Source organism: Actinomyces massiliensis 4401292, from assembly GCF_000269805.1.
Taxonomy (GTDB): Bacteria; Actinomycetota; Actinomycetes; order Actinomycetales; family Actinomycetaceae; genus Actinomyces; species Actinomyces massiliensis.
Genome location: NZ_JH711482.1, coordinates 460,542 through 484,102 on the forward strand (window position 1 = coordinate 460,542; position 23,561 = coordinate 484,102).

The window sequence follows — 23,561 nt, forward strand, 5'->3', positions numbered from 1 at the left end:
AGTCGAGGACCCCACGCCGGCACCGTCCCCCAGCGAGGACCCGACCCCGGCACCGTCCCCCAGCGAGGACCCCACGCCGGCACCGTCCCCCAGCGAGGACCCGACCCCGGCACCGTCCCCCAGCGAGGACCCCACGCCGGCACCGTCGGATCCCATGCCGGTGGACAGCGCTACGACTGAGCCGCCGTCAGGCGATGACACCCCGCTCGCCAAGACCGGGCCCGATAGCCTGATGTTCATGGGCACGTCTGCCGGCATCCTTCTGGCGGGAGCTGTCCTTCTGACTGCTCGCCGTCGTAGCGAATGACCGAGTGATACTGCTCCATCCGGGAGTATGAGAGTGGGCCCCCAGCCTTTTAAGGCTGGGGGCCCACTTCATGTACTCCTCAGCGCTTACCGAGCACGGCGATCGTCTCGAAGTGATGAGTATGCGGGAACATGTCCAAAGCGCTCAGCGCGGCCAACCGATAACCAGTTCCCATGAAGATCTTCAGGTCTCGGGCAAGGGCCGCAGGATCGCAGGACGCCATGACAATACGATCCGGGCCGAGGGCCGCGATGGCCTCCACGATCTGACGGCCTGCTCCCTGACGCGGAGGATCGAGGACAACGACATCGGCGCCCTGCCCACCATCGGGCGTGAAGCATCCCAACTCCGCCACAGAGTCAGGGGTGACCCCACCAGCGAAAAGGCGAGCTCCTTGTTGGGAATGAAGGCTCCGACGGGCATCGCGCACCGCCTGCTCCTTGCCCTCCAGCGAACGCACCGTTCCAGTCAGCATCGCCAGTGGCAACGTGAACAGACCCGCACCGGCGTACAGCTCGACCACGCGCACGCCCGCCGAAGCAGCTGAATCCAAAGGAGCATCGCCCGCCTTTGTGCCAGCTGCCGTCGGCGCGCTGGACAAGGCTGCGCGCACGATCCGATCTACCAGAACAGCCGGAGCATCGCGGTGAATCTGCCAGAAGCCCTCGGCGTGGACGCTGTAACGCAACTCCCCCAAGCCCAAACCGGAGGCTCCCACAACCTCCTCGACGCGTCGGCGCCCAGTAACGCGCCCTGTTGGGGTCAGAAGCTGCTCCCATCGCCCAGACGACAGACGCACCACCGGATCACCGCTACTCGGCGCAACGGCGTGAACACGCATGCCAGGCCGGTAATGGGCACGCCACAGAGCACGCTCGGTCAGGCCCAGGGCGCGGATCGTCGACACGGCCAGCGGCAAGGAAGTCACCGGGAGAACCGTTCCTGAGCGGAAGCCGTGCATCCCCGCCAGACCGTCATCCGTGATAGTCAGGGCGATCCTGGTCCGGGTACCGGTACCGGCCAATCGACGCGCACGCGGATCATCACCGGCCTCCGCAGCCGCCTCGCTCGGCATAGCCTCGACCGGAACCGCCCCCGTGCCGGCCGCCTCGGGCAGTGCGGCCACGGCCGCCGCGACCTCCTCCCCGCCGATGCGCCGCAGGCAATCGGCCAGCACCCAACGTTTCCAGGTTCGTTGGGCCGACAGGGCAACATGGCCGAGTTCCCCACCGCCCACTCCCCCGGGGCCGGCCTCACGCCACACCGAGCGAACGCGATCCGGCGAGGCCGACAGCACCTCGACAGCATCAGCGCGCCAGATCTTGGCGCTCTTCTCAGTCAGTACAGCCCGCACCACCTCACCGGGCAGAGCATGTCGCACGAAGACCACGCGTCCCGCAGGATCGTCATCAAGGCGGGCCACACAATGCCCACCATGAGCGGGCGAACCCACCCGCAGAATGATCTCCTCGGCTTCACCCGAGGTCTGCAGCCGCTCAGAGCCGCTGCGCGAACTATGACTGTGCGAACCATAACGGCTCATTGCGTCTCTCCTGAGCTGGGCGAGGCAGGCAGACGACGGTGACGATCCTCCCGGCGAACGGCCGCATCGGCATCGGCGATCCCCTGAGCGGTGCGAGCGCGCAGGCCGTGGTGAATGTGGATCTCACCGGGCAGGCCGAGCTGCCAGGGCACCGATGCCATCACGACTCCGGGAGTGAACAGCAGGGCCGTCTTGAGCCGCAGCGCAGTCTGATTGTGAAGGATCTGTTCCCACCAGTGGCGCACGAGGTACTCGGGCAGGAAGACGACAACCAGGTCCCGTGGAGACTCACGACGCACAGAGCGCACATAGTTGACGATGGGCCGGGTGATGTCGCGGAAAGGCGAGTCCAGAATGGTCAAGGGCACGGGCAATTCCGCCTCCTCCCACGCGTCCAGGAGCCTGTCCGCGCTGCCGTCGCCGTTGTCCACGGTAACGGCCTCAATGGAAGTCGGGTACGTGGACTGGGCGTAGGTCAGGGCTCGCAGGGTGGGCTTGTGAAGACGTGAGGCCAGCACGATGGCATGGACATGGGCGGGCAGCACGCGCGCATCATGGAGATCGGAGATTGCCAGCTCATCGCTCACACGCTGGTAATGGCGGCGAATTCGGCTCATCACCAAGCAGAGGATCGCCATGATGGTCAAGGTGATCCAGGCGCCGCGGGTGAACTTGGTCGCCAGAACGATGAGCAGCACCAGGCCGGTGCCTCCCACGCCGATGGCGTTGATGATGCGGGAGCGCTGCATACGGCCGCGCGCCTTGGGGTCGGTGGCGGTGGTCAACTCGCGCGTCCAGTGGCGGACCATGCCGACCTGCGAGAGCGTGAAGGAGATGAATACGCCGACGATATAGAGCTGGATGAGCCGGTTGGTGTCGGCATCGAAACCGACGATGAAAGCGACCGCTCCCAGCCACAGAACGATGATGCCGTTGGAGTAGGCCAGGCGATCACCGCGCTGGGAGAGCTGACGAGGTACGAATTCGTCACGGCCGAGCACACTGGCCAGCACCGGAAAGCCGCTGAAGGCAGTATTGGCGGCCAGGAACAGGATAAGTCCGGTCACAGCGGTGATGAGGTAGAACATCGGCTTGAAGTCGGCGAAGACGGCCGCTGCGACCTGCCCGATGACCGGATCCTGATGGTATCCCCGGCCGAGCGGACGGCCGTTGCTGAGCAATTCGGTGGCCGGGTTCTCGACCATATGGACGCCGGCCGCCCCGGCCAGATGGATGATGCTCATGAGCATCAAAGCGGCGATAGTGCCCAGCATGAGCAACGTAGTGGCTGCATTGCGGGACTTGGGGCGCTGGAAGCTGGGCACGCCGTTGGAGATCGCCTCGACTCCGGTCAGAGCAGCGCATCCAGAGGAAAAGGCGCGCAGAATGAGGAAGGCGCCGGCCAGGCCGGTCAGCCCCTGCTCCCATCCGCTCTGCGCGACGACCTCGTACGCAGAGCTCTCCGCTCGTCCGAGCGTGCCGGTGACCTCCTGTACCAGGCCGACCACTGCCAGAACGCCGATGGCGGCCATGTACAGATAGGTCGGGATGGCGAAGGCACCGCCCGACTCCCGACTCCCGCGAAGGTTGAGCAGTGCCAGGACAGTGGCGATGCCGATGGCGATCTCGACCTTGTGGCCTTCCGCCCAGGGCACGGCCGCAGCCAGATAGGAGGTTCCCGAGGACACGGATACGGCCACAGTCAGGACGTAGTCGCTCAGCAGTGCAGAAGCCACGAGCAGGCCGGCATGCGGCCCCAGGTTGGTCGAGACGACCTCGTAGTCGCCCCCACCGGAGGGGTAGGCGTGAACAGTCTGCCGGTAGGAGGCGACCACCACCACGAGCACGCCGATGACCGCCAGCGCCACCCACGGGGAGATCACCGTGGCCGCGCTTCCCGCTACGGCCAGGGTGATGAGCACCTCGTCAGGTGCATACCCCACTGACGAAAGGGCGTCGGAGGCGAAGACCGGCAGAGCGATTCTTTTGGGCAGAAGAGTCTCCCCAAGCGCTCGGCTGGGCACCGGACGCCCGACGAGAAGCCGCTTGACACGGTCGGCGAAATCACGCACGACATCGAATCGTACGTCCGCGTTCCGCAGTGTCCAAGGTCAGGAGTACGGTTTTACCGTGCACTTCGTCATTATGGGCTGCGGCCGCGTGGGAGCCTCCATGGCCACTCAGCTCGACCGCATGGGTCATTCCGTGGCCATCATCGACCAATTGTCCGATGCGTTCCGCCGTCTTCCCACCGAGTTCAACGGCCGTAAGGTTAAAGGAGTGGGTTTCGACCGAGACGCTCTGGAGCAGGCGGGTATCGATGAGGCCTACGCCTTCGCCGCGGTCTCCAATGGTGATAACTCCAACATCGTGGCCGCCCGGGTGGCCCGGGAGCTGTACGGCATCGAACATGTCGTCGCTCGCATCTACGACGCTCGGCGCGCCGATGTCTACGAGCGGCTGGGCATTCCCACGGTGGCAACAGTGAGGCAGACGGCCGAGCAGATGATGCGACGGATCCTGCCCGGCGGAACAGCGCGGGAGATCGTCGACGTCTCCGGAGCCGTGGGTCTGGTCCAGCCCGACGTCTCCAGTGCCTGGGTCGGTATGACCATCGGCATGATCGAAGATCGCCTGAACGTCCGAGTCGCGTGGATCTCACGCGGGTCGACGGCGCTCGTGCCCCGATCTGCGACAGTGCTTCAAGAGCATGACCGGCTCCATCTCGCAGTTGCGACTGACAGGCTCGTGACTGTGCAACGGGCGCTGTCCCGCCCGCCTGCGAAGGAGGCCTGAGCAGTGAAGATCGTCATCACCGGCGCCGGCTCTGTGGGCCGCTCCATCGCCCGTGAACTCATCAGCCACGGTCATGAGGTCACGCTCATGGACCGCTCGCCAGACGCCATGCGCATCGCCTCAGTGCCCGAGGCCGACTGGCAACTCGCCGACGCCTGCGATGTCGATGCCCTGGCTGAGGCCGGAGCCGGCGAGTGCGATGTCGTCGTCGCCGCGACCGGTGACGATAAGTCCAACCTCGTGACCTCGTTGCTGTCCAAAACCGAGTACGGCGTGCCCCGAACCGTGGCACGCGTCAACAACCCGAAGAACGAGTGGCTGTTCGACGAAACCTGGGGCGTGGACGTGGCCGTATCGACGCCTCGGATCATGACGGCGCTCGTCGAGGAGGCCGTCAGCGTCGGCTCGCTGGTATCGGTATTCACCTTCCACCAGTCCGGCGCCTTCATGCACGAGCTGACCCTGCCCGACGACTCCCCGGTCATCGGCGAACTCGTCAGCGACGTGGAGCTGCCGCCGCATACGGTCCTGGCAGCCATCCTGCGCGACTACCGCCCGATCAACCCAGATGGAGACGAGCGCTTCGAGCGCGGCGACGAGTTACTGTTCCTCACTGCCCGAGAGGGAGAGACCTCGTTGTACGAGCTTCCCGAACTGTTCACCTCCACCGCCCCCGGGCCCGAGCTCACGCCCAGAAGCGACTCCTCGCCTCTGTCAAGCTGAGCCCCGCTCTGCAGGTCTGCAGGTCGAGAGCGTGCCCGACCGCTCGGCGATCAGCGATTCGCGCGCTGGGAACTGGGCCGCACGATGAGCCAGGCGAACCAGATGCCCAAGCCGTACAGCGGTAGGCCGAGCACGACTCGGGACACGCCGAGTGCCCCCAGCGCAGCCTCACCCGCCAGGTAGAGAGGGACTTCCACTAGTAGACGAAGAACGAAGACAGCCGCGAGCACACCGGTGGCGATGGCGTAACGCCGTCGGATTCCCGCCCGGGCCGGGTCGGTGCGCCAGGAACTGCCACTCGCAGGGCTCTCAGGACCCTCAGGGCTCTCAGCGTCTCCCCCACTCGTTGGATGCCACAGTTCCATGAGCACGCCGATCAGCGGCCGGCGCAGCAGCAAAGAGCCCAGGAAGGCGAGCAAGCACACGGCGTTGATCACCAGTCCGGTGGCGTAGAAATTGGACGCCTGCCCGCTGCGCCAGGCCCATGCGGCGCTCAGCACCGTTACCAGGGCACCACCCGCCACCTGTTTCAGATTCCGCCGCCGACCGCGCTGGGCGAGTCGCGCGAGAAGGGCCACGCCGCTCACGGTCAGGGAGGCGACAAGTGCTGTGGTCAACGCGGTCGGCGCCACCGCCAGAATGACGACGAAAACGAGGATGGGGACCGCGGACTCCAGCACCCCGCGCCAGCCCCCGACCGCGGATACGGCATCAAAGCGCTCGGCGCCCAGGGCCCCGAGGCCCGAGGCGGACTGGTCGGCGCCAGTTCTCACAGAATCATTCTCCCGGTGCGAGGATCTCATACGTCGGGTTGTAGATCGTGGGACGGGGCCGACCGGCGACAACCATGCCCTCAACCCTCAGATGCACGCCAGGACGTATCCCGGCGATCGATCGGCGTCCGATCCACACCAGATCCACCGACCCAGTGCCGTCGAAGAGCTGGCCGACCAGGACGGGCTTGTCGGTGGACGGTCTGAAGGTGATGGCCCGCAGCACGCCGGAGACCTCAGACCGCCGGCGGGCCCGAAGCTCGCCCACGGGCATGGTCCCCCGACGACGGGCCGTGATCGCCTCATCGAGAGCGTCGATATCCTCACGGCTGGAGCGCAGCCTCGAGAATGGCCCCCCAACAAGCGCGGAGCCCACGATTCAGCGGACCTCGGCGATGGTCGGCCCGGGCTCAAGAGGCTCAAGACCGGGAAGATCCTCGGCGGCGGGAGCAGTGCTGATCCCGGGGGCGTGAAGCGGAAGAATCTCCCGCGGCGGCCTGGCGGCGCCATCGCGCACAACCACGATGTCGGCGAAAACCCCGCGCAGAACCCGTGAAGCCGCCTCATCAGTGGCGGCAGGGCCTTGGAGCACGCCGCGCAGGAACCAACGCGGGCCATCGACACCGATGAAGCGGGCCGCTACCGTCCCGTCCCGACCATCGGGGGTGCGCACAGGAACATGAGCGAGAATCTCAAGGCCGTGCGGGCCGTCCTCCACGTCGAAACGGGCCCTGGCCCGGTCAAGTTCCGCGGTGATGTCCTCGCGCAGCTCATTCCAAATGCCTGCGGTGCGCGGCGCCGCGAAGGCACGGAGCTCGAGCGTGGAGCCGGCCAGGACCAGAACGGCGGCCGAAACCTCCTGACTCGATCCTCCAGGGCTCTCCAAGCGTATCTGCATCCCATCCACGGCGGGAATGCGCAGCGACCCCAAGTCGATCCGCCCCGCGGATCCGGGCCGCTCCGGCGCACGTGCAGCATCCCAAGGCCCGATGCCACTGTCGGATCCAGGCGCAGCGTCATCGGAATTGATGCTCGGTTCGCTCACGTCGCCTTCCTGGCGACGGGAGAACAGTCCCATGAGGATCTCCTTATCGGGGTTATGGTGCTCCGCACTCCACGGGGATGCAGAGGCGCGGGTCTGCGGTCAGCCCGCGCAATCGGTGCACACCGGCTGACCGGTGGCATCGTCGATATACGCCAACGAGCCGCGATGGTGAACCAGGAAGCACTCGGAGCACGTGAACTCGTCCTCCAACTGAGGAACGACATGAACGCTCAGCTCCTCGCGGGACAGGTCCGCGCCCGGAAGCTCGAAGCCCTCGGCGACCTCGTTCTCGTCCTCCTCGATAGCCTCCGAGGACTGATCCTTCTGCCGAGCGGTAAGCTCTTCGATGGAGTCGGACTCAGGCTCGTCGTCGTTCTTGCGCGGGGCGTCGTAATCGGTCGCCATGGCCTGTCACTCTCTCTCGTCGACGGCACTCGATCGGGCTCTCGGGCGGTTCGTGGCTCCGCCGGGACCGGCCATGACACCGAAAACCAGTGGCGGGCGACCCCTCCGAGCAGGGCACGCGCACCATAGCACCACGCACCGGCTGCGTGAACCAGGCCTGACGGCGATGCGGTAGGGCTCAGGGCGAACAGAGCCACATGCCGGCGTGCCACACCGGTCGACCTCCCGCAGCCCGCGCGGCGGGGATGGCACGCTGAGCCTGTACGACGGACACGAGGAGGCATATTCCCGATGATCGAGCTCGAGCTGCTGGGCGCCAACGGTGACACCGTCGTGATGACCGACGGCACGGGTGAACGCTACAGCATCATTGTCGATGACGCCCTGCGCGCGGCCGTGCGCCGTGCGCGCCCAGCCGCACTGTCGCAGGCGATCGTACCGCCGAGCCCCGGTTCGGCTGTCCGCCCCCGCGAACTGCAGGCCTACATGCGGGCAGGCGCCAGCGCAGAAGAGGTCGCCACCATCACCGGCATGGATGTCGAGCACGTGCGCCGATTCGAAGGCCCAGTTCTTGCGGAGCGGGCATGGGCGGTTCGTCAGGCCCAAGCCTGCCGCATCGGCTGGGAGAAGGACTCTCCTGTTCTGGGCGAACTCGTTGTGGATCGTCTGGCCACCCGCGGGGTCGAGCCGACGAGCCTGCAGTGGGACGCGTTGCGAGAGGGCCGTGACCCCTGGCAAGTGACCCTCGCCTTCGTCCAGAGTGCGCAAGCCAAGTTCGCCCGCTGGGAACTGGACATGACCGCCCGCGCAGTCAGTGCACTGGACGAAGAGGCACGGTGGCTCACGGAAGCCGCTGCGGCGCCCCGCACTCCGGCCGTCTTCGACCAGGACTCCCCCATCTCCGGCGCCTCGGCGTCCTCGGCTCCTACCACCGCAAGCCCGATGACGCCGACAGCTGCTGAACCGGCATTTGAACCGGCGCTGCATTCCGCCTCCTCGCCCGAGGCGGGGGAAGAGGCGGAGCAAGCGGCACAGACGGGAGAGTATGAGGACCTCAACGACCTCGAGGGCCTTGAGGGCTCGTCGACCGACGCGCTCTTGGCGGACCTGGCCTCCAGCCGCGGACGCAGGCTCGAGGTCGAACCCCCATTGGACGAGGATGAGGAGCCGGCAGCGCCGCTGACCTCCCCACGCGGGCAGGCCCAGATCGTCTCGATGTCCGATCACCGCAAGGTCGCGATGGGTCAAGCGGGGCGCCATCCGGCCAACGCGAGGCGCCGCATCTCGGCCCCCAGCGCGGCATCCCCCGCGCCGTCTGCACCGACTACACCAACATCGACACCAACATCGCCTCAGGCAGCGGCCTCCGTTCACAGCGCTCCGACCATGCCGACGGCCCAGGTGGAGGAACGGATGAAGCAGGAGGGGCCCCCCGAGAGGCCGGCTACTCCCGCCCCCCGATCCAAGAGGCGTTCACGCCGATCCGTCCCGTCCTGGGACGAGATCGTCTTCGGTGCCAAGCCCGAGTAGTACCAAGTTAAAACAAGCTGAGAACGGGCGAGAAACAGACTGCAGCGCACGTCCCGTTCTCCCGGCGGTTCAGGTCATGGTCGTCAGCAGGGGAATCGTCATCTCCGCTCCCGTGAGAGAACCGTGCACACCGGGCATGGCGATCGCGAACGAGCTGTGAACGCGCGGGTCGACCACCACCCAATCGTGATTCATCGCCACCAGAACATCGCCCAGAACGGCAGCCGCCCGCGGCCCGACCGGCCCCACGCACTGCGCCGCCTCGGCCCGCGTACCGACCCACAGGGCCCGCTCACCGAGTTCGCCCCGCCATCGCTGAACAACCGCAGCGGCTATATCCGGGTCCGATCGGGGAACGTACAGATGGGTGAAGCGCGGCTCGCCCGCCACAGCAACGACATCGCGGGCCAGAGCGGGGCGCTCGGAAAGGTCGATGCGCCGATCGGCACTGGTATCGACCATGCCGTGGTCGGCGGTCAGAATGATGCGCGTGCCGGCCGGCACGCGGCGCGCAAGCTCAGCCATGGCGGCGTCAAGACGCTCGAGCTGCTCGAGCCACTGCATGGATCGCCAGCCGTGGGCGTGTCCGGTGTGGTCAAGCTCCCCGATGTAGAGGTAGACCAGGCGGACGCCCTGCCGAAGCGCCTCAACAGCGAGCCCGGGGCGGGCTTCGAGACGATCCGCACCCCGATGGGGAGCACCGCGCAGGCCGGCGGAGGTCAGGCCCGAACCGACGAAGCGCGAGGGGCCGATCGTCACGGCCAACGGCGTGCCACGCTCGCTCTCGGAATGGGAATGACCCTGATCGCGCTCAAGGCGTTCGAAGATGGTGGGGACGTCCTGCCAGCTCCGCGGATTGGGAGCGTGTCCCTCCCATGTGATGAGGCACAGATTCTGCTCCGGATGCGGAGCCGTGCCCTCGGGCATGTCCCGGCGCAGCAACGGGTTGAGTACGGAGTATCCGACCATGCCGGTGACGCCGGGAAGAGCGCCGGTGCCCAGCGTCGTCAGTGCAGCGGCCGTCGTTGAGGGCGCGCACGTCAGAGCAGCAGGACCGGGACCGGCCCGAGACCCGGACAACCAGGATCTCAGCGTGGGCGCATGCCCCAGGCGTTCGCGAAGAAGTTCCAGGCCCAGCCCATCGACGAGCACGAGGACGGTCGGCACGCCGCCGGCGGAGTCATCGGCCAGCAGGCCCCACGAAAGGGCGGCGCGGCGGGCCTGCGTGTCAGAGGGCGCATCGGGCGAGGCGACGTCACGCAGGGCCAGTCCCGCACCGACCGCAGCAGCGCCCAGAACCTGACACAGGTGCGGCTGGTTCATGCGCGCGCCGCAGTTCGGGCGGTCGCCTCAGACAGCGCTCGGGCGAAACGGTCCGCCCGGGCCAGCGCGGCGTCGCCCTCGACCCCGGCAGCGACACGAATGACGATGTCATCCGGCATGGAGAGCCCGGTCAACCCGTGTTCCGCCTCGCAAGCCGGATCGCCGCAGGTCGCCGGCTCAAGGTCGAGGCGACGCACGGCGCCCCAGCAGATCGCGATCGTCACCTCGGTCAGCTGCCCGCCGTCCGACGCGGGTTCGCGCACGCCGCGGGTCAGCGACACCGAGGAGATACGAGCGATGGGCACCGCCTCGCTGGTGGCCACCGCACCCGGCCGGCCGTCCTCCCGGGGGACGTCATCGACATGGACGATGATGAGCCGGCTGTCGGTCAGGGCGAGCACCGTCAAGTGACGATGGACCGCATCATCGAAGGTGGTTTCGGCCTGAACCAGGTCGACGACGATCTCCTCGCCGGCCACGGCGACGTCGAGCGTCCCCAGGACGAGTTCGGGATAGTAGCCGGCGCGGCGCACCTCCTCGGCCAGGGGCGTTGAGGCGGCGTCGGATCGGGCCTGCGCAGTCCAGTTCATAAGGCGATCATGCCATCCACCTGTGACACGCCAGGAAACGCGCCGGCGCGTACAACAGTCGTTCAGAGCGCGATCGACCCCGTCACCTTCGGGTGTCGCTGCATCGTTTCGGCTCATCGTCGCGCATCATGCATGGCATGCCGAAGTCCGCCGTGCAATCGCCTCCCCCCGTTGACGGTCTCATTGTCGACCAGGACCTTCCCACAGAGATGCGCACCTCCTTCCTGGAGTACGCCTACTCCGTGATCTATGCCCGTGCCCTGCCGGACGCCCGCGACGGCCTCAAACCCGTCCAGCGCCGCATCCTGTTCCAGATGGACCGCATGGGGCTGCGCCCCGACCGCCCGCATGTGAAGTGCTCGCGCGTCGTCGGCGATGTCATGGGGCGTCTTCATCCTCACGGCGATCTCGCCATCTACGAGGCCCTGGTGCGCCTCGCCCAGCCATTCACCATGCGCCTGCCATTGGTCGACGGCCACGGCAACTTCGGCTCCCTGGACGACGGCCCGGCTGCGGCCCGCTACACCGAGGCCAGACTGGCCAGCAGCGCTCTGGCGCTGACGGCGGACATCGACGAGGACACCGTCGACTTCTCCCCCAACTACGACTACACACTCACCGAGCCCGACGTCCTGCCGGCGGCGCTCCCCAATCTGCTGGTCAACGGCGCCTCGGGCATCGCGGTGGGTATGGCCACCAACATGCCGCCGCACAATCTCGTCGAGGTCATCGGCGCCGCCCGCCACCTCATCGAGCACCCCCAGGCCGCCCTGGAGGATCTCATGGCCTTCGTGCCCGGTCCGGACCTGCCGGCCGGCGGCATGATCGTCGGCCTGGACGGCATCCGTGACGCCTACCGCACCGGACGCGGCAAATTCCTGACTCGCGCGACCGCACGCATTGAGAATGTCACCGCCCGCAAGAAGGGCATTGTGATCACCGAATTGCCCTACCTCGTGGGCCCGGAGAAGGTCATCACCCGCATCAAGGAGACGGTGGCCTCCAAGAAGCTTCAGGGGATCACCGACGTCGCCGACCTGACCGACCGCAAGAACGGCACGCGCCTGGTGATCACCGTCAAGAACGGCTACAACCCCGAGGCGGTGCTCGCTCAGCTCTACAAGCACACGCCGCTGGAAGACTCCTTCGGGATCAACAACGTGTGCCTGGTCGACGGCCAACCGCGCACGCTGGGCCTGCGCGAACTGCTCGATGTCTTCGTGCGTCATCGCCTGATCGTCGTGGAGCGCCGTACCCGATTCCGCCTGGGCAAGCGCAAGGAGCGCCAGCACCTGGTCGAGGGCCTGCTCATCGCGATCCTCGACATCGACGAGGTCATCCAAGTCGTGCGCTCCAGCGAGGATGCCGCCACGGCACGCACCCGCCTCATGCAGGTTTTCGACCTGTCCGAGCCGCAGGCGAGCTACATCCTGGAACTGCAACTGCGGCGCCTGACCAAGTTCTCAGTCATCGAACTGGAGAAGGAACGCGACTCCCTGGCCCAGGAGATCATCGAACTCGAGGCCATTTTGAACGACGAGTCGCTGCTGCGAGGTGTGGTCTCCCGCGAACTGGCTGCGGTGGCCGAGGAGTTCGGCACGCCCCGGCGAACGGTACTGCTCGAGGCGTCAGGAGCCGAAGCGCCGTCCGGAGCGGATGCACCCAACGATTCAGCAGCGGCCGCCCCCGCCATGAGGCAGCAGACGGCGGCAATGAGCCTCATGGCCGGTGCCTCTGATATTCCATTGACCGTTCCCGACGACCCGTGCCGGATCCTCCTGTCCGCCACGGGACTGGTGGCGCGCGCAACCGGAGCAGAGCCGCTTTCACGAACCGGAGAGCGCCAGCTCCACGATGCGGTCACGAGCCAGGTCGCCACAACAGCACGCGGCCGGGTCGGGGCGATCACGGACACCGGCCGCCTGGTGCGGCTCGAAGTTGTGGCCGCTCCGGAGATCCCACGCCTGGACGGCGCGCCGTCACTGGCCGGGGGGCAGCCTGCACGCCTGCTGGTGGACATCGAGCCCGAGGAGAAGATCGTCGGACTGGTGCCGATCGGCTCCGCCGGCCACCCGCCGATCGTGCTGGCGACCGCCGCGGGTGTCATCAAGCGCGTCAAGCCCGGTGACGAGCCCAGTCGCGGGGACTCTTGGGAGGTGATCGCCCTCGCCGACGACGATCGTGTGGTCTTCGCCGCCACCGCCGCGGACTCCGACATTCTCACGCTGGTGACCTCGGACGCCCAGCTGCTGCGCTTCGAGGCCTCGAAGGTGCGTCCGCAAGGGCGCGGCGCAGGCGGCATGGCGGGCATCTCTCTGCGCCAGGGGGCGCGTGTCATCGCGGCTTCCGCGGTGCCCGCCGAGCTGCTCGCCGAATCCGTCGTCGTCACCATAGCCGACGCCGAGAAGGCGCTTCCCGGCACCGGGACGGGCTCGGTCAAGGTGACTCCGCTGGACCGCTATCCCGCCAAGGGAAGGGCGACCGGCGGAGTGCGGGCCCAGCGCTTCCTACGCGGCGAGGACGAGCTCATCCTCGCCTGGGTCGGGGTGGGCCCGGCCCGTGCGGTCGGGCCGGGCGGTCAGAGCGTCGGGCTGCCCGAGGTCGATGAGCGCCGCGACGGCTCCGGCTCGCCGCTGGCCGCACCAGTGGCCGGCATCGGCTGAATGAGCCGCGCGCTGCGAGGACGGCGGACACCAGAGACGTCAGAAATCATGCTGGGCCTGCTGAGCCTGCCGGTCCTGCCGGGCCGCTCTGGTGAGTCCACAGTCGCATGACCGTGGCCGCTGCACGCTCGGTATTCCCCGGCGCCGCGCAGAGCATGTCGGTCAGTGAAACAGTCTCGCCTTGCGAGTTCGACACGAGGGCCACGCAGCCGGTGGTCAGCAGTACCTCCGCATCGGAACGCACCCGGCCCGCTACGACAACGGTGGGCACCCCGTGCCTCTTGGCGACCTCGGCCACGCCGGCAGGAGTCTTCCCGGCAAGTGTCTGAGCATCGACCGAGCCCTCGCCGGTCAGAACGAGATCCGCCCCGCATACGGCCTCGGCCAGACCAACCGTACGGGAGACCAGATCGACTCCGGGCTCGAGTCGAGCCCCTAAGAAGGCGATGAGGGCGAACCCCAGCCCTCCGGCCGCTCCGGCTCCCGGCACCTCAGCGAGCTCGGCATGACCGCTCACATCCGCCCAGCGCGACAGCATCGCGTCGAGGTAATCGACATCCTGCGACCCGGCGCCCTTCTGGGGACCGAAGACGGCACTGGCACCGTGCTCGCCCACCAGCGGGTTATCGACATCGCAGGCGACTTCGATCCTCAGGCCATCCAGCCTCGGGTCGAGACCGGAGTCGTCCACGGCTGCAAGCGCCCCGAGCGCCCTCGGCGTTGTCCCGATGACACGGCCCTCATGATCGAGGAATCGAACGCCGAGCTCCGCCAGCATGCCGGCGCCTCCGTCGTTGGTCGCAGAGCCGCCGACTCCCAGAAGAAGATGATCGGCGCCGGCGTCGAGCACAGTGCGGATCATCCGGCCCACGCCCCGGGTGTCCGAGTTCATGACATCACGCGCATGCCGGGCAACCAGCTCGAGCCCCGCGGCCGAAGCCATCTCGAATACCGCCGTGCCACCACTCATCGCCAGACGACCTGTGACCGGGCGTCCCAGGGCGTCAATGGTGTCGACCCCGCGCACCTGAGCCCCCAGAGCCGCGGCCACCGCATCGGTGAATCCCTCGCCGCCGTCGGACATGGGCACTTCGACGATCTCGGCATCCGGAACGACGGCGCGCACGCCGCGAGCCATGGCGGCCGCCGCCTCAGCAGCCGTCATGGCCTCCTTGAAAGAGTCAGGGGCGAGGACGACCTTCACCTCACTCAACCCTCGCGGATGAGCTCGCACCTGGAGAGCTAATGAACCTCACGCTTCTCGATCCTCATATCGGTCATCCCTGTTTCCTTCTATTCTTGCTCAATCCTCACCACGTGTCTCCTCGCGCGCGAACATAGGCGGATCTCTAGAAATCGGCGTGACAACGACGATTAATCACATGAATATGCATGTGACGTTCTAAGGAGAGACACGCTCCGATCTGCGGGCCCATAATCGCTCATGGCCTCGCTCCTCCTACAACATGCTCGCCCTGTCCACTTCCGGACCCGCCACCAGCTCGGTCGCCTACGCGCGGCCACTCGCAGACCGCCGATGGACGGGCGCAGCCGGACGCAGCCGCCGCCCGAGCCCATCGACATCCGGGTCAGCGACGGCGTGGTCACGGAGATCGGCCCTGACTTGGAACCGCGGGGCGAACGCAGACTCGACGCCGAAGGCGCCTTCGTCATACCCGGTCTGTGGGACGCCCACGCCCATCTCGATCTTGAGGCGGCCCGGCGCTCGAGGATCGATACGACAGCGACCCGGTGCGCGCAGGACGCTCTGTCTCTTGTAGCCGAGGCCATCGCCTCCCTGCCGGCAGGCGGCTCCATTCCCACAGTGCAGGGCTTCGGGCACCGACTGTCGAACTGGCCGCGAATCCCCACTGTGACCGAGCTCGACGCCGTTACCGGCCCTGTCCCCACCGTTCTCATATCCGGTGATGTCCACTCGGGCTGGCTCAACTCGGCAGCGCTGACTGCTCTGGGACTGCCCGCCGCAAGCGCGGACGACCCAGGGGCTCCTATGCGGGAGGACCCGTGGTTCGCCGTGCTCGACCGGCTCGACGAGATCCCGGGAAGCCGCGAACTACGCGAAACGGGCTACAGTCGAGTGCTCGCCGACATGCTCGCCCGCGGGGTGACCGGGGTTGTGGACATGGCCTGGGCGGGCGCGCCCGACGACTGGGCCCGGCGCTTGGCGGCCCTGAAGACGCAGAGCGGACTGCCCGAAGTCCTCCCCCGCATCCGTGTTGCGGTCTATCGCGGCAAACTGGAGCGGTGGATCGCAGCGGGCCTGCGCACCGGTGACCCGCTCCCGGGCTCGCCCGTCGGCGGCGACAACACCGCCGTGATCACGCAGGGGCCGCTGAAAGTCATCGCCGACGGCTCCATGGGCACGGCCAGCGCCCACATGTGCGAGCCCTATCCTCCCGAGTTCGCTGCGGAGCATCCTCACGGTGTGGCCAACATCGGGAGAGCGGAACTCACCGAACTCATGGCCCGCGCCACGCAGGCCGGATACGAAGCGGCGATCCATGCCATCGGCGACGCCGCAATGGAGGATGTCGCGGCGGCCTTCGCAGCCTCGGGGGCGACCGGGCGCCTCGAGCACGCTCAGCTGCTCCCGCGCGACTCGCTCACCCGGGGCGACAGTGCACTGGCAACCCTGGTGTCCTGCGGAGTGGAGCTGTCGGTCCAGCCGGCCCATCTACTGGACGACTGCGAGGCCGTGGGGCGAGTGTGGCCGGGCTTGGAGGAGCGCACTTATGCCTTTGCGGACATGGTGACCGCCGGCGCTCTGCTGCACCTGGGCTCGGATGCACCGGTCGCACCGCTGGACCCATGGCTGGCGATGTCAACGGCAGTCGCCCGGAGCACGCCCGGGGGCAGTATCTGGTCACCCTCGCAACGGCTCAGCAACGAGGAGGTGCTGGCGGCCTCAGTGGACGGCGTCGGGCCGATCGCCGTCGGCTCACGGGCCGATCTCGTCATGCTGGTCGCCGACCCGCTCGCGTTGAGCGCGGAAGAGTTGAAACAGGTCCGTCCCGTGGCGACGGTCGTCGCGGGCGCGATCGCGCACACCGACTAATAGGGCTGCGCATAGGCCGCGAGCGCTGAGTCCGCTGTGCCGTCGCGGAACCTCATACGTCCAAGGCGTAGAGGATCGTGCCCCGGGTGGGGCTGTATCCCAGATTGCGGTACAAGTCCACGGCTCCGTTGGGATCGTCAGAATCAACGCCAGCCGCAGCGTATTCCATGCCGTCTCGCCGATAGGCGCGCATAGCGGCCGTCAGAAGCGCCGGAGCCACCCGCCGAGTCCGGTACTCGGCGAGCACCCCCAGCATATCCGTGTAACCCTCGCGCCACCCCAATGCCGCCCAGTCCTGCTCATAGCGGCCCGAGCGCAGGAAACCGGCCACACGCGCCCGGTCCCCCGAACGGTCCATGGCCACGAAGCTCCATCCGGGGGCGAAGTAGGCGCGCCCCGACCGCCACTCGTCCCGCGTCATCTCACTCGCCTCGTACTCGCCGTCGGCCAGCTGGTTGTGCGCGATGCGGACGACCTCATCGAGATCGTCGTCCCACGGCTCGATGGTGAGGAATCCGTCGATATCCACCTCCGGGATGTCGTCGGTCAGGCTTCGGCGCACCTCGCGGTACCACCGTCGGGGTTCGAAGCCCAAGTCCCCCAAGTGCTCCTTCATGCGCGCATCGTCCTCCAGGACGGTGGTCACGATGTGAGCAGACGCCGCGGCCGCCGCCGATCCGGGCGCCGCCCCCGCGCGTTCGGTGCCGATGAGGTGGCGGGCGCGCTCCGTCTGCCAGTGCAGGAGAGCCCCGCCAATGCCCCGTTTGCGGAAGTCGGGGTCGACGACGCCGACCATTGAGGCGTAGATCTCCCCAGCAGGCCGCAACCGCACCAATGCGAAGGCGCGCATGACGCCCAGGGCGTCCCGCCCGGCCACGCCGGAATAGGTCGGGTCGACGAAGTACTCCGCTGTCTCCTCGGCCGTCGTCCGGTAGGGCGGGTCGTCGACGGACTCCGCACGGGCGATGAGTCCCGCCAGCGCGCCATTGTCCAAAGGACTCAGCGGAGCCCAGAACAGGTCGCGTGGAAGCGCGGAACGCGGCCCGGGGCGCAGCATCGACCAGGGTCCGGAGACTCCTGCACGACGCGAGGATCCGTAGACGGGGGCCATAGGCGCCTCCTTGCGCGGGTACCGGGTGGCAGACCCGGCGGTGACAGTGGCGACAACAGGTTACTCGAGACTACCGGGACTAAACAGGACTACTCGGAGCACTCGGACTACTCGGCACCATACCCGATACGAGTAACGCTCATACGTTCAGGTATTTCAGGTACTTCAGCATCAGGCGTCGATGCGCTCACGGTCCACGTCTGATGCGCCCTCGATGATGAAGCCGCGGCGGGGCTCGACCGCCGCTCCCATGAGGAGCTCGAAAACGTTCTCCGCCTCCAGGAGCTCGGCCTCATCGCCCAGGGTGATGCGCCGCAGGGTCCGGTGCTCGGGCTCCATGGTGGTCTCGGCGAGCTGGTGGGCATCCATCTCCCCCAGCCCCTTGTATCGCTGCGGCTCCTTGAAACCGCGCCCCTGCTTCTCCAGCTTGCGCAGAGTGCGCACCAGCTCATCGTCGGAGTAGGTGTAGATGATCTCCTTCTTCCGCCGCCCTGAGCCGGAGACCTCAATGCGGTGCAACGGCGGGACTGCCGCAAAAACCCGGCCGGCCTCGATCATGGGCCGCATATAGCGGAAGAAGAGCGTGAGCAGCAGAGTGCGGATATGCGCGCCATCGACATCCGCATCGGTCATGAGGATGACCTTGCCGTAGCGGGCCGCCTTGATGTCAAAGGTGCGCCCGGAGCCCGCTCCCACCACCTGGATGATCGCAGAGCACTCGACATTGCGCAGCATGTCCGCCTGTGAAGCCTTCTGGACATTGAGAATCTTGCCGCGAATGGGCAGGAGCGCCTGGAACTCGGAATTGCGGGCGTTCTTGGCGGTGCCGAGAGCCGAATCGCCCTCGACGATGAACAGTTCGGAAGCCGTTACATCGTCACTGCGACAGTCAGCCAGCTTGGCCGGCAGGGTCGAGGACTCCAAGGCGGTCTTGCGACGGGTGATCTCCTTGTGCATGCGCGCGCTGACGCGAGCGCGCATCTCCCCCACGATCTTCTCCTGCAGGGCCCGGGACTGAGCCTTGAGGTCGCGCTTGGAGGACGTGAGGATGGCCGTCAGCTCCTTGTCCACGATCCTGGCGACGATCTGGCGTACCGGGGCCGTGCCCAGAACCTCCTTGGTCTGGCCCTCGAACTGGGGCTCCGGCACTCGCACAGTCACCACTGCGGTCATGCCGGCGAGGATGTCGTCCTTCTCGATGCGCCCATCTCGACTGGTGACCTTCAGGGCGCGCGCATTGGATTCGATCTGCTTACGCAGAACCTTGGTGACGGCCTGCTCGAAACCGGACAAGTGAGTGCCGCCCATGGGCGTGGCGATGATGTTGACGAAGGAGCGCTCAGTCGTGTCGTAGCCGATGCCCCAGCGCAGGGCGACATCGACGATGCAGGTGCGCGTCACTTCCACGGGACGCAGGTGACCACTGCGCCTGTCGAGCTGCTGAACGGTCTCGGTGTAGGTGCCCTGTCCGGTCAGACGGAAGGTGTCGGTCACGGAGCCGTCGGTGGCCAGGAAATCGACGAAGTCCGCGGTGCCGCCCTTGGCGCGGAAGACCTCGGCGCTCTCGGCGGCGTCCTCTCCCAGGACTGCGGCCTCCAGCAGGTCTCCCGGGGCCTCGGTGACGCTCTTCGCCGCGGCGCGCATCGCCAGGTCATCGGTGGTCTTCGAACCCGACGACGACGCGTGCTCGGAGCGCGCGGCCTCATCGGCACTGCGCTCATCAGTCAGGGACAGGGTCAGTCCGGGCACGAGGAAGCTCGTCTGGCGCAGGCGGGCGCGCAGCGCCGCAGCATCGTACTCGGCCGGAGATGGAAAGATCTGAGGATCAGCCCAGTAGCGCACGCGAGTTCCGGTGACGCCGCGCTTGACCTTGCCGATCACGCGCAGCTCGGAAGCCTCGGTGTACTCCTTGAAGGGCGAGGCGAGGCTCGCCCCGCTCGGCGGATCGGCGAAGACCCCGGGTACGCCGCGACGGAAACTCATGGCGTAGGTCTTGCCCCCGCGGTCCACCTCGACGTCCATGCGGGCGCTCAGCGCGTTGACGACGCTCGCGCCCACGCCGTGGAGGCCTCCGGCCGCGCCGTAGGACCCTCCCCCGAACTTCCCACCGGCATGGAGCTTGGTGTAGACGAGCTCCACGCCGGTCAACCCGGAGGAGGGCTCGATGTCAATGGGCACGCCGCGTCCGGTGTCCCGCACCTCAATGGAACCGTCGGCATGGACAACAACATCAATGCGGTCCCCATGGCCTTCCAGCGCCTCATCGACGCCGTTGTCCACGATCTCCCAGACGCAGTGCATCAGCCCCCGCTGGTCGGTCGAGCCGATGTACATGCCGGGACGCTTACGCACCGCCTCCAGCCCCTCCAGTACGGAGAGGTGGCGAGCGGAGTAGTCGCCGCGGGTGGTCTTGTTCTCAGAAGAGGGCACGGCCGGACTGTAACGGATCATGGTCGAACAGGTGTTCCTCCGCGCCGCGACCGGACCTGTGGTCTTCGTCAGCCTCCTCCGGCATCAGCCGGCTCCGGTACGCGCACGACCAGCAGATCGAGTTCCCGAGGTCCCGAGTTCTCGAGTTCTCGAGGTCCCGAGTTCCTGAGGTCCTCACAGTTCTCAGCGGCTATCCGGAACGAGCCCCTGTACAGGCAGAGCCGGACTGACACGGGCACTGCCGATGCCGCGATTCGTCTTTCCCAGGCGGAAACGCACCTTGCCCTTCAAGACGGTGCCGGACACGGCCCGTCCGTCGACGAGCGGCTCACCGGGGAAGAGCGTGAAGGTCCATATACTGCCGAGGTCACTATCCGGAACGACGCCGTGAGGGGACTGAAGCAGACGCGCGCCCCACAGCTGACGAGTCATGAGCCGTCTGGTGTCAAAACCATCGATCTCGAAGTCCTGGCGCTGGGCAGCGCTGATCGTCTCGTAGCTCCCAGCGGAGATACCGCGCTCGGAGACAGCGGTGATGTACAGCCTCCAGCCCTCCAGTTCCAGCGCTCCGCCCGACAGATCCACTCCAGGCCCCAGTGCGGGATCTACGAAGTCCTCTCCGAGCCCGGAGTTCTGCCCTTCCCGAACCTGACGCGGCAGAGCCCCGCGCGTGTCAAGTCGATCAGGCACCGGCACCACCAGCAAGCCGTACTCCACTTCCTCGGCGAAGCGGTAGCGGCCGAAGCGCTCACGAAGCCGGTCGATCGACTCGCCCGCCCGCGCCCACTGCTCTTGGCTGATGCCGGCGGCGACAACCTCGACCGGCGAGGTCAGCCCGGCTTGATCCAGCAGGCTTCGCAGCGGGCGGTTGGACACCCAGCCCGAATGCTTCAGGCGGTTCATCTCCCGATCCCGTACCGCGCGCCACTCACTGTGTCCGGCGTATCCAGTGCCTTCAGTGCCCTCAACGCCCTCGACGTCCCCGATGTCCTCAACGCTCTTGCTCTCGGTGCTCGTCATAACGACACACTACGGCGATACGACCGTGAGTGTCCGGAGCACAGGCGCCGACTGCAGCCGATACAGCAGACACAGCAGATACAGCCGACCGGCTCGGATCGACGGCGCCGCGCGACCACTGCGCATGTTCCCCGATGCGCCCTGGGCGAAAGCTCGTGCGCCTGGGGCGGAAACGAGCTCCTCCGAGTGATAAGCGCCCGGGGGCATGGTGGAATGCGAGCCATGAGCACTATCAGCACCTCCGCCGCTCTCCGGGCGGCGACCTCCCTGGACGAGCAGCGCTCCTCCGCCATCGACGCCTCCGCCGAGCGCCCCTTGACCACCGCCGACCGCTGCGACGTGTGCGCCGCCCAGGCATACGTCCGTGTCGTGCTGCTGACTGGAGAGCTCTTCTTCTGCGCTCACCACGCACGCGAGCACGGCGAGAAGCTCAAGGAGGCCGCTCTGCTGTTCCAGGATGAAACGGCAAACCTCATGGCGAGCGACTAACACGGGGGACCAATCAGTCCAACCCTGACCACCCCTGTTCGACCCGGTCCATACCTGCGCATTCCCGTGCATGACCGCGGCAGGCCCACGGCATGCCCATACTCTCCCCCTCATCCCGGTTCTCCTGGTTCGCAGTCTTCTGGTCTCCCCTCCAGGCCCCGCATTCGATGTCACGAGTCGGTGACCACCGCTGCCCGCTCAGGCATCCACCATGTTGTTGTTCGGTTTTTTCGGGTTCTGCTCGGGTTCTGCTCGGGCATTCATGTCCCCGGGCCTGTGTGCCCGGGGACGTCCGAGGTGAAGCGCCTCTTAGCGGCAGCGGCGTCGTTCAGGGGAACGACGGTCACCTCCTGGCCGAGCAAGGCCGCCAATGCGTCGCGCACCGCCCGAGTCACCTGTGACGTCAGCGGTCCATGCGGTGGCGCCACCTCAGCCCTCAGCGCACCGTGACGCCACTGGTGCACACTCCAGACGGCCGCCCCCTGACTCTGAAGGACCTGGACAAGACTGACTGAGGGAATCCAGGTTCCATCACCATGACGGTAGCGGACAGTAGCGCGCCCCTCCAGCCCCACGATGACGGCCTCCGTGCCTCCCGGCGCATCCGGAGCCGCACGTAGTTCCAGAGCCCCGGTGTCGCCGGTGTCGTAGCGCAGAAGAGGCAGAAGAGGGTTGGTGGCGCTCGTGATGACGATCCGTCCTCGCCGGCCCGGGGCAACGGCAAGACCATGCTGATCCAGGATTTCCACGTGCACCGGCAGAGGGGCGACACGGTGACCGCATCCGTCGGGGTCGCATGCGACGATCTCGGTCTCGCCCAAGGCGTAGACATCGAGAACGGGGGCCTTCCAGGTATCAACGAGCTCGGAGCGCGCCGCATCCGTCAGATGACTGGCGCCACTGACCACCGCCACTGGGCTAAGACCCGGTTCACGGCATGCCAGGGTCAGAAGAGGCAAAGGCGAGCCGGACAGGACAAGCGGATCGTGGTGCACCCACCAGTCGTGCTGATGAGTCTCCTGATGCCACGCGTCCGGATGGAGATTGACACGGGCCATGAGAGCACGCTCGGCATGCGCGGTGAGCAGAGATGCGTAGGTGAAGGCACTGGTCTGGTCCACGATATTGGCCATGGCGAGGCGCTCACCGGCCTCATCCACATCCCAGTGCAATCCGAGTCTTTCCAGCCACCAGCGCAGGATCACGATGTCTGAGGCGAGGCCACGGGGGTGGAGGGGGATTCGCAACGAGGCCCCGGTGGATCCGGAACTCGTCCCTTCCAGGATCCGGTCCAGTTCTGCGTCCATGGGGACAAGATCGCCGAGTTCCCGAAGATCTCGACGGTCCAGCACCGGCAGGTCCGACAGCGCCGGGTGGGCGCCGATGTCTCCGTTGCGGCGCAGCCTTCGGTAGAAGGGGACCGTCTCAACAGCACGCACGGCCAGGGCATCGACCCAGGAGCGCGGGCCGGTCAAGGAGGTCTGGGCATAGGCTCCGCGACGCACGTCAGCAGCCAGCACGGCCAGCAGCGCCTGATCGGTCCGAGTCAGACGGTCACCGCAGGCATGCGTCCAGGCGGGAGCCATCGGCTCCTCGCGCAGCGCGGCCAGGGCCGCAAGCCCCGATGCGCTCACAGTGGGCCAGCGCTCAGTGTCGGGCAGGACGGCCGCATTCATAGACGCGTACTCGGCGCGCGCAGCCGACGTCATCCCTGCGGTTCCCGACGCCGCAGGCGCA

At 67.1% G+C, this 23,561-nt stretch carries 19 protein-coding genes and 1 pseudogene; 6 read left to right on the forward strand and 14 right to left on the reverse strand.

The window, feature by feature from the left end:
• The 3 genes and pseudogenes from W5W_RS16830 to W5W_RS0110430 form a co-directional block, all read right to left on the reverse strand.
• Window positions 1-246 (reverse strand): annotated as a pseudogene (locus W5W_RS16830) (hypothetical protein); the annotation flags it as partial.
• Window positions 247-386: 140 nt separating this feature from the next.
• Entirely contained in the window at window positions 387-1,850 is a 1,464-nt protein-coding gene (locus tag W5W_RS0110425) for a class I SAM-dependent RNA methyltransferase (protein ID WP_008733757.1), read from the reverse strand.
• A complete protein-coding gene (locus W5W_RS0110430; protein ID WP_017195351.1) occupies window positions 1,847-3,922 on the reverse strand; it encodes an APC family permease in 2,076 nt (691 codons plus the stop codon). The genes W5W_RS0110425 and W5W_RS0110430 overlap by 4 nt, the downstream gene beginning before the upstream one ends.
• A gap of 58 nt (window positions 3,923-3,980) precedes the next feature.
• On the opposite strand from W5W_RS0110430, the gene W5W_RS0110435 reads away from it, so the two are divergent.
• On the forward strand, window positions 3,981-4,646 hold the full coding sequence (locus W5W_RS0110435; RefSeq protein WP_008733752.1) for a potassium channel family protein: 666 nt from the start codon (window positions 3,981-3,983) through the stop codon (window positions 4,644-4,646).
• A gap of 3 nt (window positions 4,647-4,649) precedes the next feature.
• Entirely contained in the window at window positions 4,650-5,369 is a 720-nt protein-coding gene (locus tag W5W_RS0110440) for a potassium channel family protein (protein WP_008733747.1), read from the forward strand.
• Between the two features lie 50 nt (window positions 5,370-5,419).
• Here the strand turns inward: W5W_RS0110440 and W5W_RS0110445 are convergent, their stop codons facing one another.
• The 4 genes from W5W_RS0110445 to W5W_RS0110460 form a co-directional block, all read right to left on the reverse strand.
• Entirely contained in the window at window positions 5,420-6,142 is a 723-nt protein-coding gene (locus W5W_RS0110445; RefSeq protein WP_017195352.1) for a DUF3159 domain-containing protein, read from the reverse strand.
• Between the two features lie 4 nt (window positions 6,143-6,146).
• Window positions 6,147-6,518 carry an OB-fold nucleic acid binding domain-containing protein gene (locus W5W_RS0110450; RefSeq protein WP_008733766.1) on the reverse strand — a complete coding sequence of 124 codons (372 nt, stop codon included), beginning with the start codon at window positions 6,516-6,518 and terminating at the stop codon, window positions 6,147-6,149.
• A 3-nt stretch (window positions 6,519-6,521) separates the two neighbouring features.
• Window positions 6,522-7,220, reverse strand: coding sequence for a DUF3710 domain-containing protein (locus W5W_RS0110455; RefSeq protein ID WP_017195353.1), 699 nt, complete (start codon window positions 7,218-7,220; stop codon window positions 6,522-6,524).
• A gap of 66 nt (window positions 7,221-7,286) precedes the next feature.
• Complete coding sequence (locus tag W5W_RS0110460; RefSeq protein ID WP_008733710.1) at window positions 7,287-7,592, reverse strand: DUF4193 domain-containing protein; 306 nt, start codon at window positions 7,590-7,592, stop codon at window positions 7,287-7,289.
• Between the two features lie 291 nt (window positions 7,593-7,883).
• Here W5W_RS0110460 and sepH point away from each other — a divergent pair, with 291 nt between their 5' ends.
• Complete coding sequence (gene sepH / locus W5W_RS0110465) at window positions 7,884-9,122, forward strand: septation protein SepH (protein ID WP_008733834.1); 1,239 nt, start codon at window positions 7,884-7,886, stop codon at window positions 9,120-9,122.
• A gap of 69 nt (window positions 9,123-9,191) precedes the next feature.
• Here sepH and W5W_RS0110470 read toward each other — a convergent pair whose 3' ends face one another.
• A complete protein-coding gene (locus W5W_RS0110470; RefSeq protein WP_017195354.1) occupies window positions 9,192-10,445 on the reverse strand; it encodes an alkaline phosphatase family protein in 1,254 nt (417 codons plus the stop codon).
• A complete protein-coding gene (locus tag W5W_RS0110475) occupies window positions 10,442-11,035 on the reverse strand; it encodes a DUF5998 family protein (RefSeq protein ID WP_008733697.1) in 594 nt (197 codons plus the stop codon). Before W5W_RS0110475 ends, W5W_RS0110470 begins: the two co-directional genes overlap by 4 nt.
• A gap of 137 nt (window positions 11,036-11,172) precedes the next feature.
• Here W5W_RS0110475 and W5W_RS0110480 point away from each other — a divergent pair, with 137 nt between their 5' ends.
• On the forward strand, window positions 11,173-13,698 hold the full coding sequence (locus W5W_RS0110480; RefSeq protein ID WP_029574254.1) for a DNA gyrase/topoisomerase IV subunit A: 2,526 nt from the start codon (window positions 11,173-11,175) through the stop codon (window positions 13,696-13,698).
• Between the two features lie 46 nt (window positions 13,699-13,744).
• Here W5W_RS0110480 and W5W_RS0110485 read toward each other — a convergent pair whose 3' ends face one another.
• Window positions 13,745-14,902 (reverse strand): glycerate kinase, encoded by a 1,158-nt coding sequence (locus tag W5W_RS0110485; RefSeq protein ID WP_017195356.1) that lies wholly within the window; start codon window positions 14,900-14,902, stop codon window positions 13,745-13,747.
• Between the two features lie 333 nt (window positions 14,903-15,235).
• Here W5W_RS0110485 and W5W_RS0110490 point away from each other — a divergent pair, with 333 nt between their 5' ends.
• Window positions 15,236-16,774, forward strand: a complete 1,539-nt coding sequence (locus tag W5W_RS0110490) for an amidohydrolase (RefSeq protein ID WP_017195357.1) — start codon at window positions 15,236-15,238, stop codon at window positions 16,772-16,774.
• A 52-nt stretch (window positions 16,775-16,826) separates the two neighbouring features.
• Here the strand turns inward: W5W_RS0110490 and W5W_RS0110495 are convergent, their stop codons facing one another.
• From W5W_RS0110495 to W5W_RS0110505, 3 genes are all read right to left on the reverse strand, one after another.
• Window positions 16,827-17,885 (reverse strand): GNAT family N-acetyltransferase, encoded by a 1,059-nt coding sequence (locus W5W_RS0110495; protein WP_008733836.1) that lies wholly within the window; start codon window positions 17,883-17,885, stop codon window positions 16,827-16,829.
• Window positions 17,886-18,056: 171 nt separating this feature from the next.
• Window positions 18,057-20,315: a DNA gyrase/topoisomerase IV subunit B gene (locus tag W5W_RS0110500; RefSeq protein WP_029574257.1), complete on the reverse strand. Its 2,259-nt coding sequence runs from the start codon at window positions 20,313-20,315 to the stop codon at window positions 18,057-18,059.
• A gap of 183 nt (window positions 20,316-20,498) precedes the next feature.
• Window positions 20,499-21,335 carry a hypothetical protein gene (locus tag W5W_RS0110505; protein ID WP_008733830.1) on the reverse strand — a complete coding sequence of 279 codons (837 nt, stop codon included), beginning with the start codon at window positions 21,333-21,335 and terminating at the stop codon, window positions 20,499-20,501.
• A 213-nt stretch (window positions 21,336-21,548) separates the two neighbouring features.
• Between W5W_RS0110505 and W5W_RS0110510 the strand changes: the two genes are divergently transcribed.
• Window positions 21,549-21,824: a DUF7455 domain-containing protein gene (locus tag W5W_RS0110510; protein ID WP_029574258.1), complete on the forward strand. Its 276-nt coding sequence runs from the start codon at window positions 21,549-21,551 to the stop codon at window positions 21,822-21,824.
• A 260-nt stretch (window positions 21,825-22,084) separates the two neighbouring features.
• Here the strand turns inward: W5W_RS0110510 and W5W_RS0110515 are convergent, their stop codons facing one another.
• Entirely contained in the window at window positions 22,085-23,533 is a 1,449-nt protein-coding gene (locus W5W_RS0110515; protein ID WP_029574259.1) for a phenylacetate--CoA ligase family protein, read from the reverse strand.
• Window positions 23,534-23,561 lie beyond the last annotated feature (28 nt).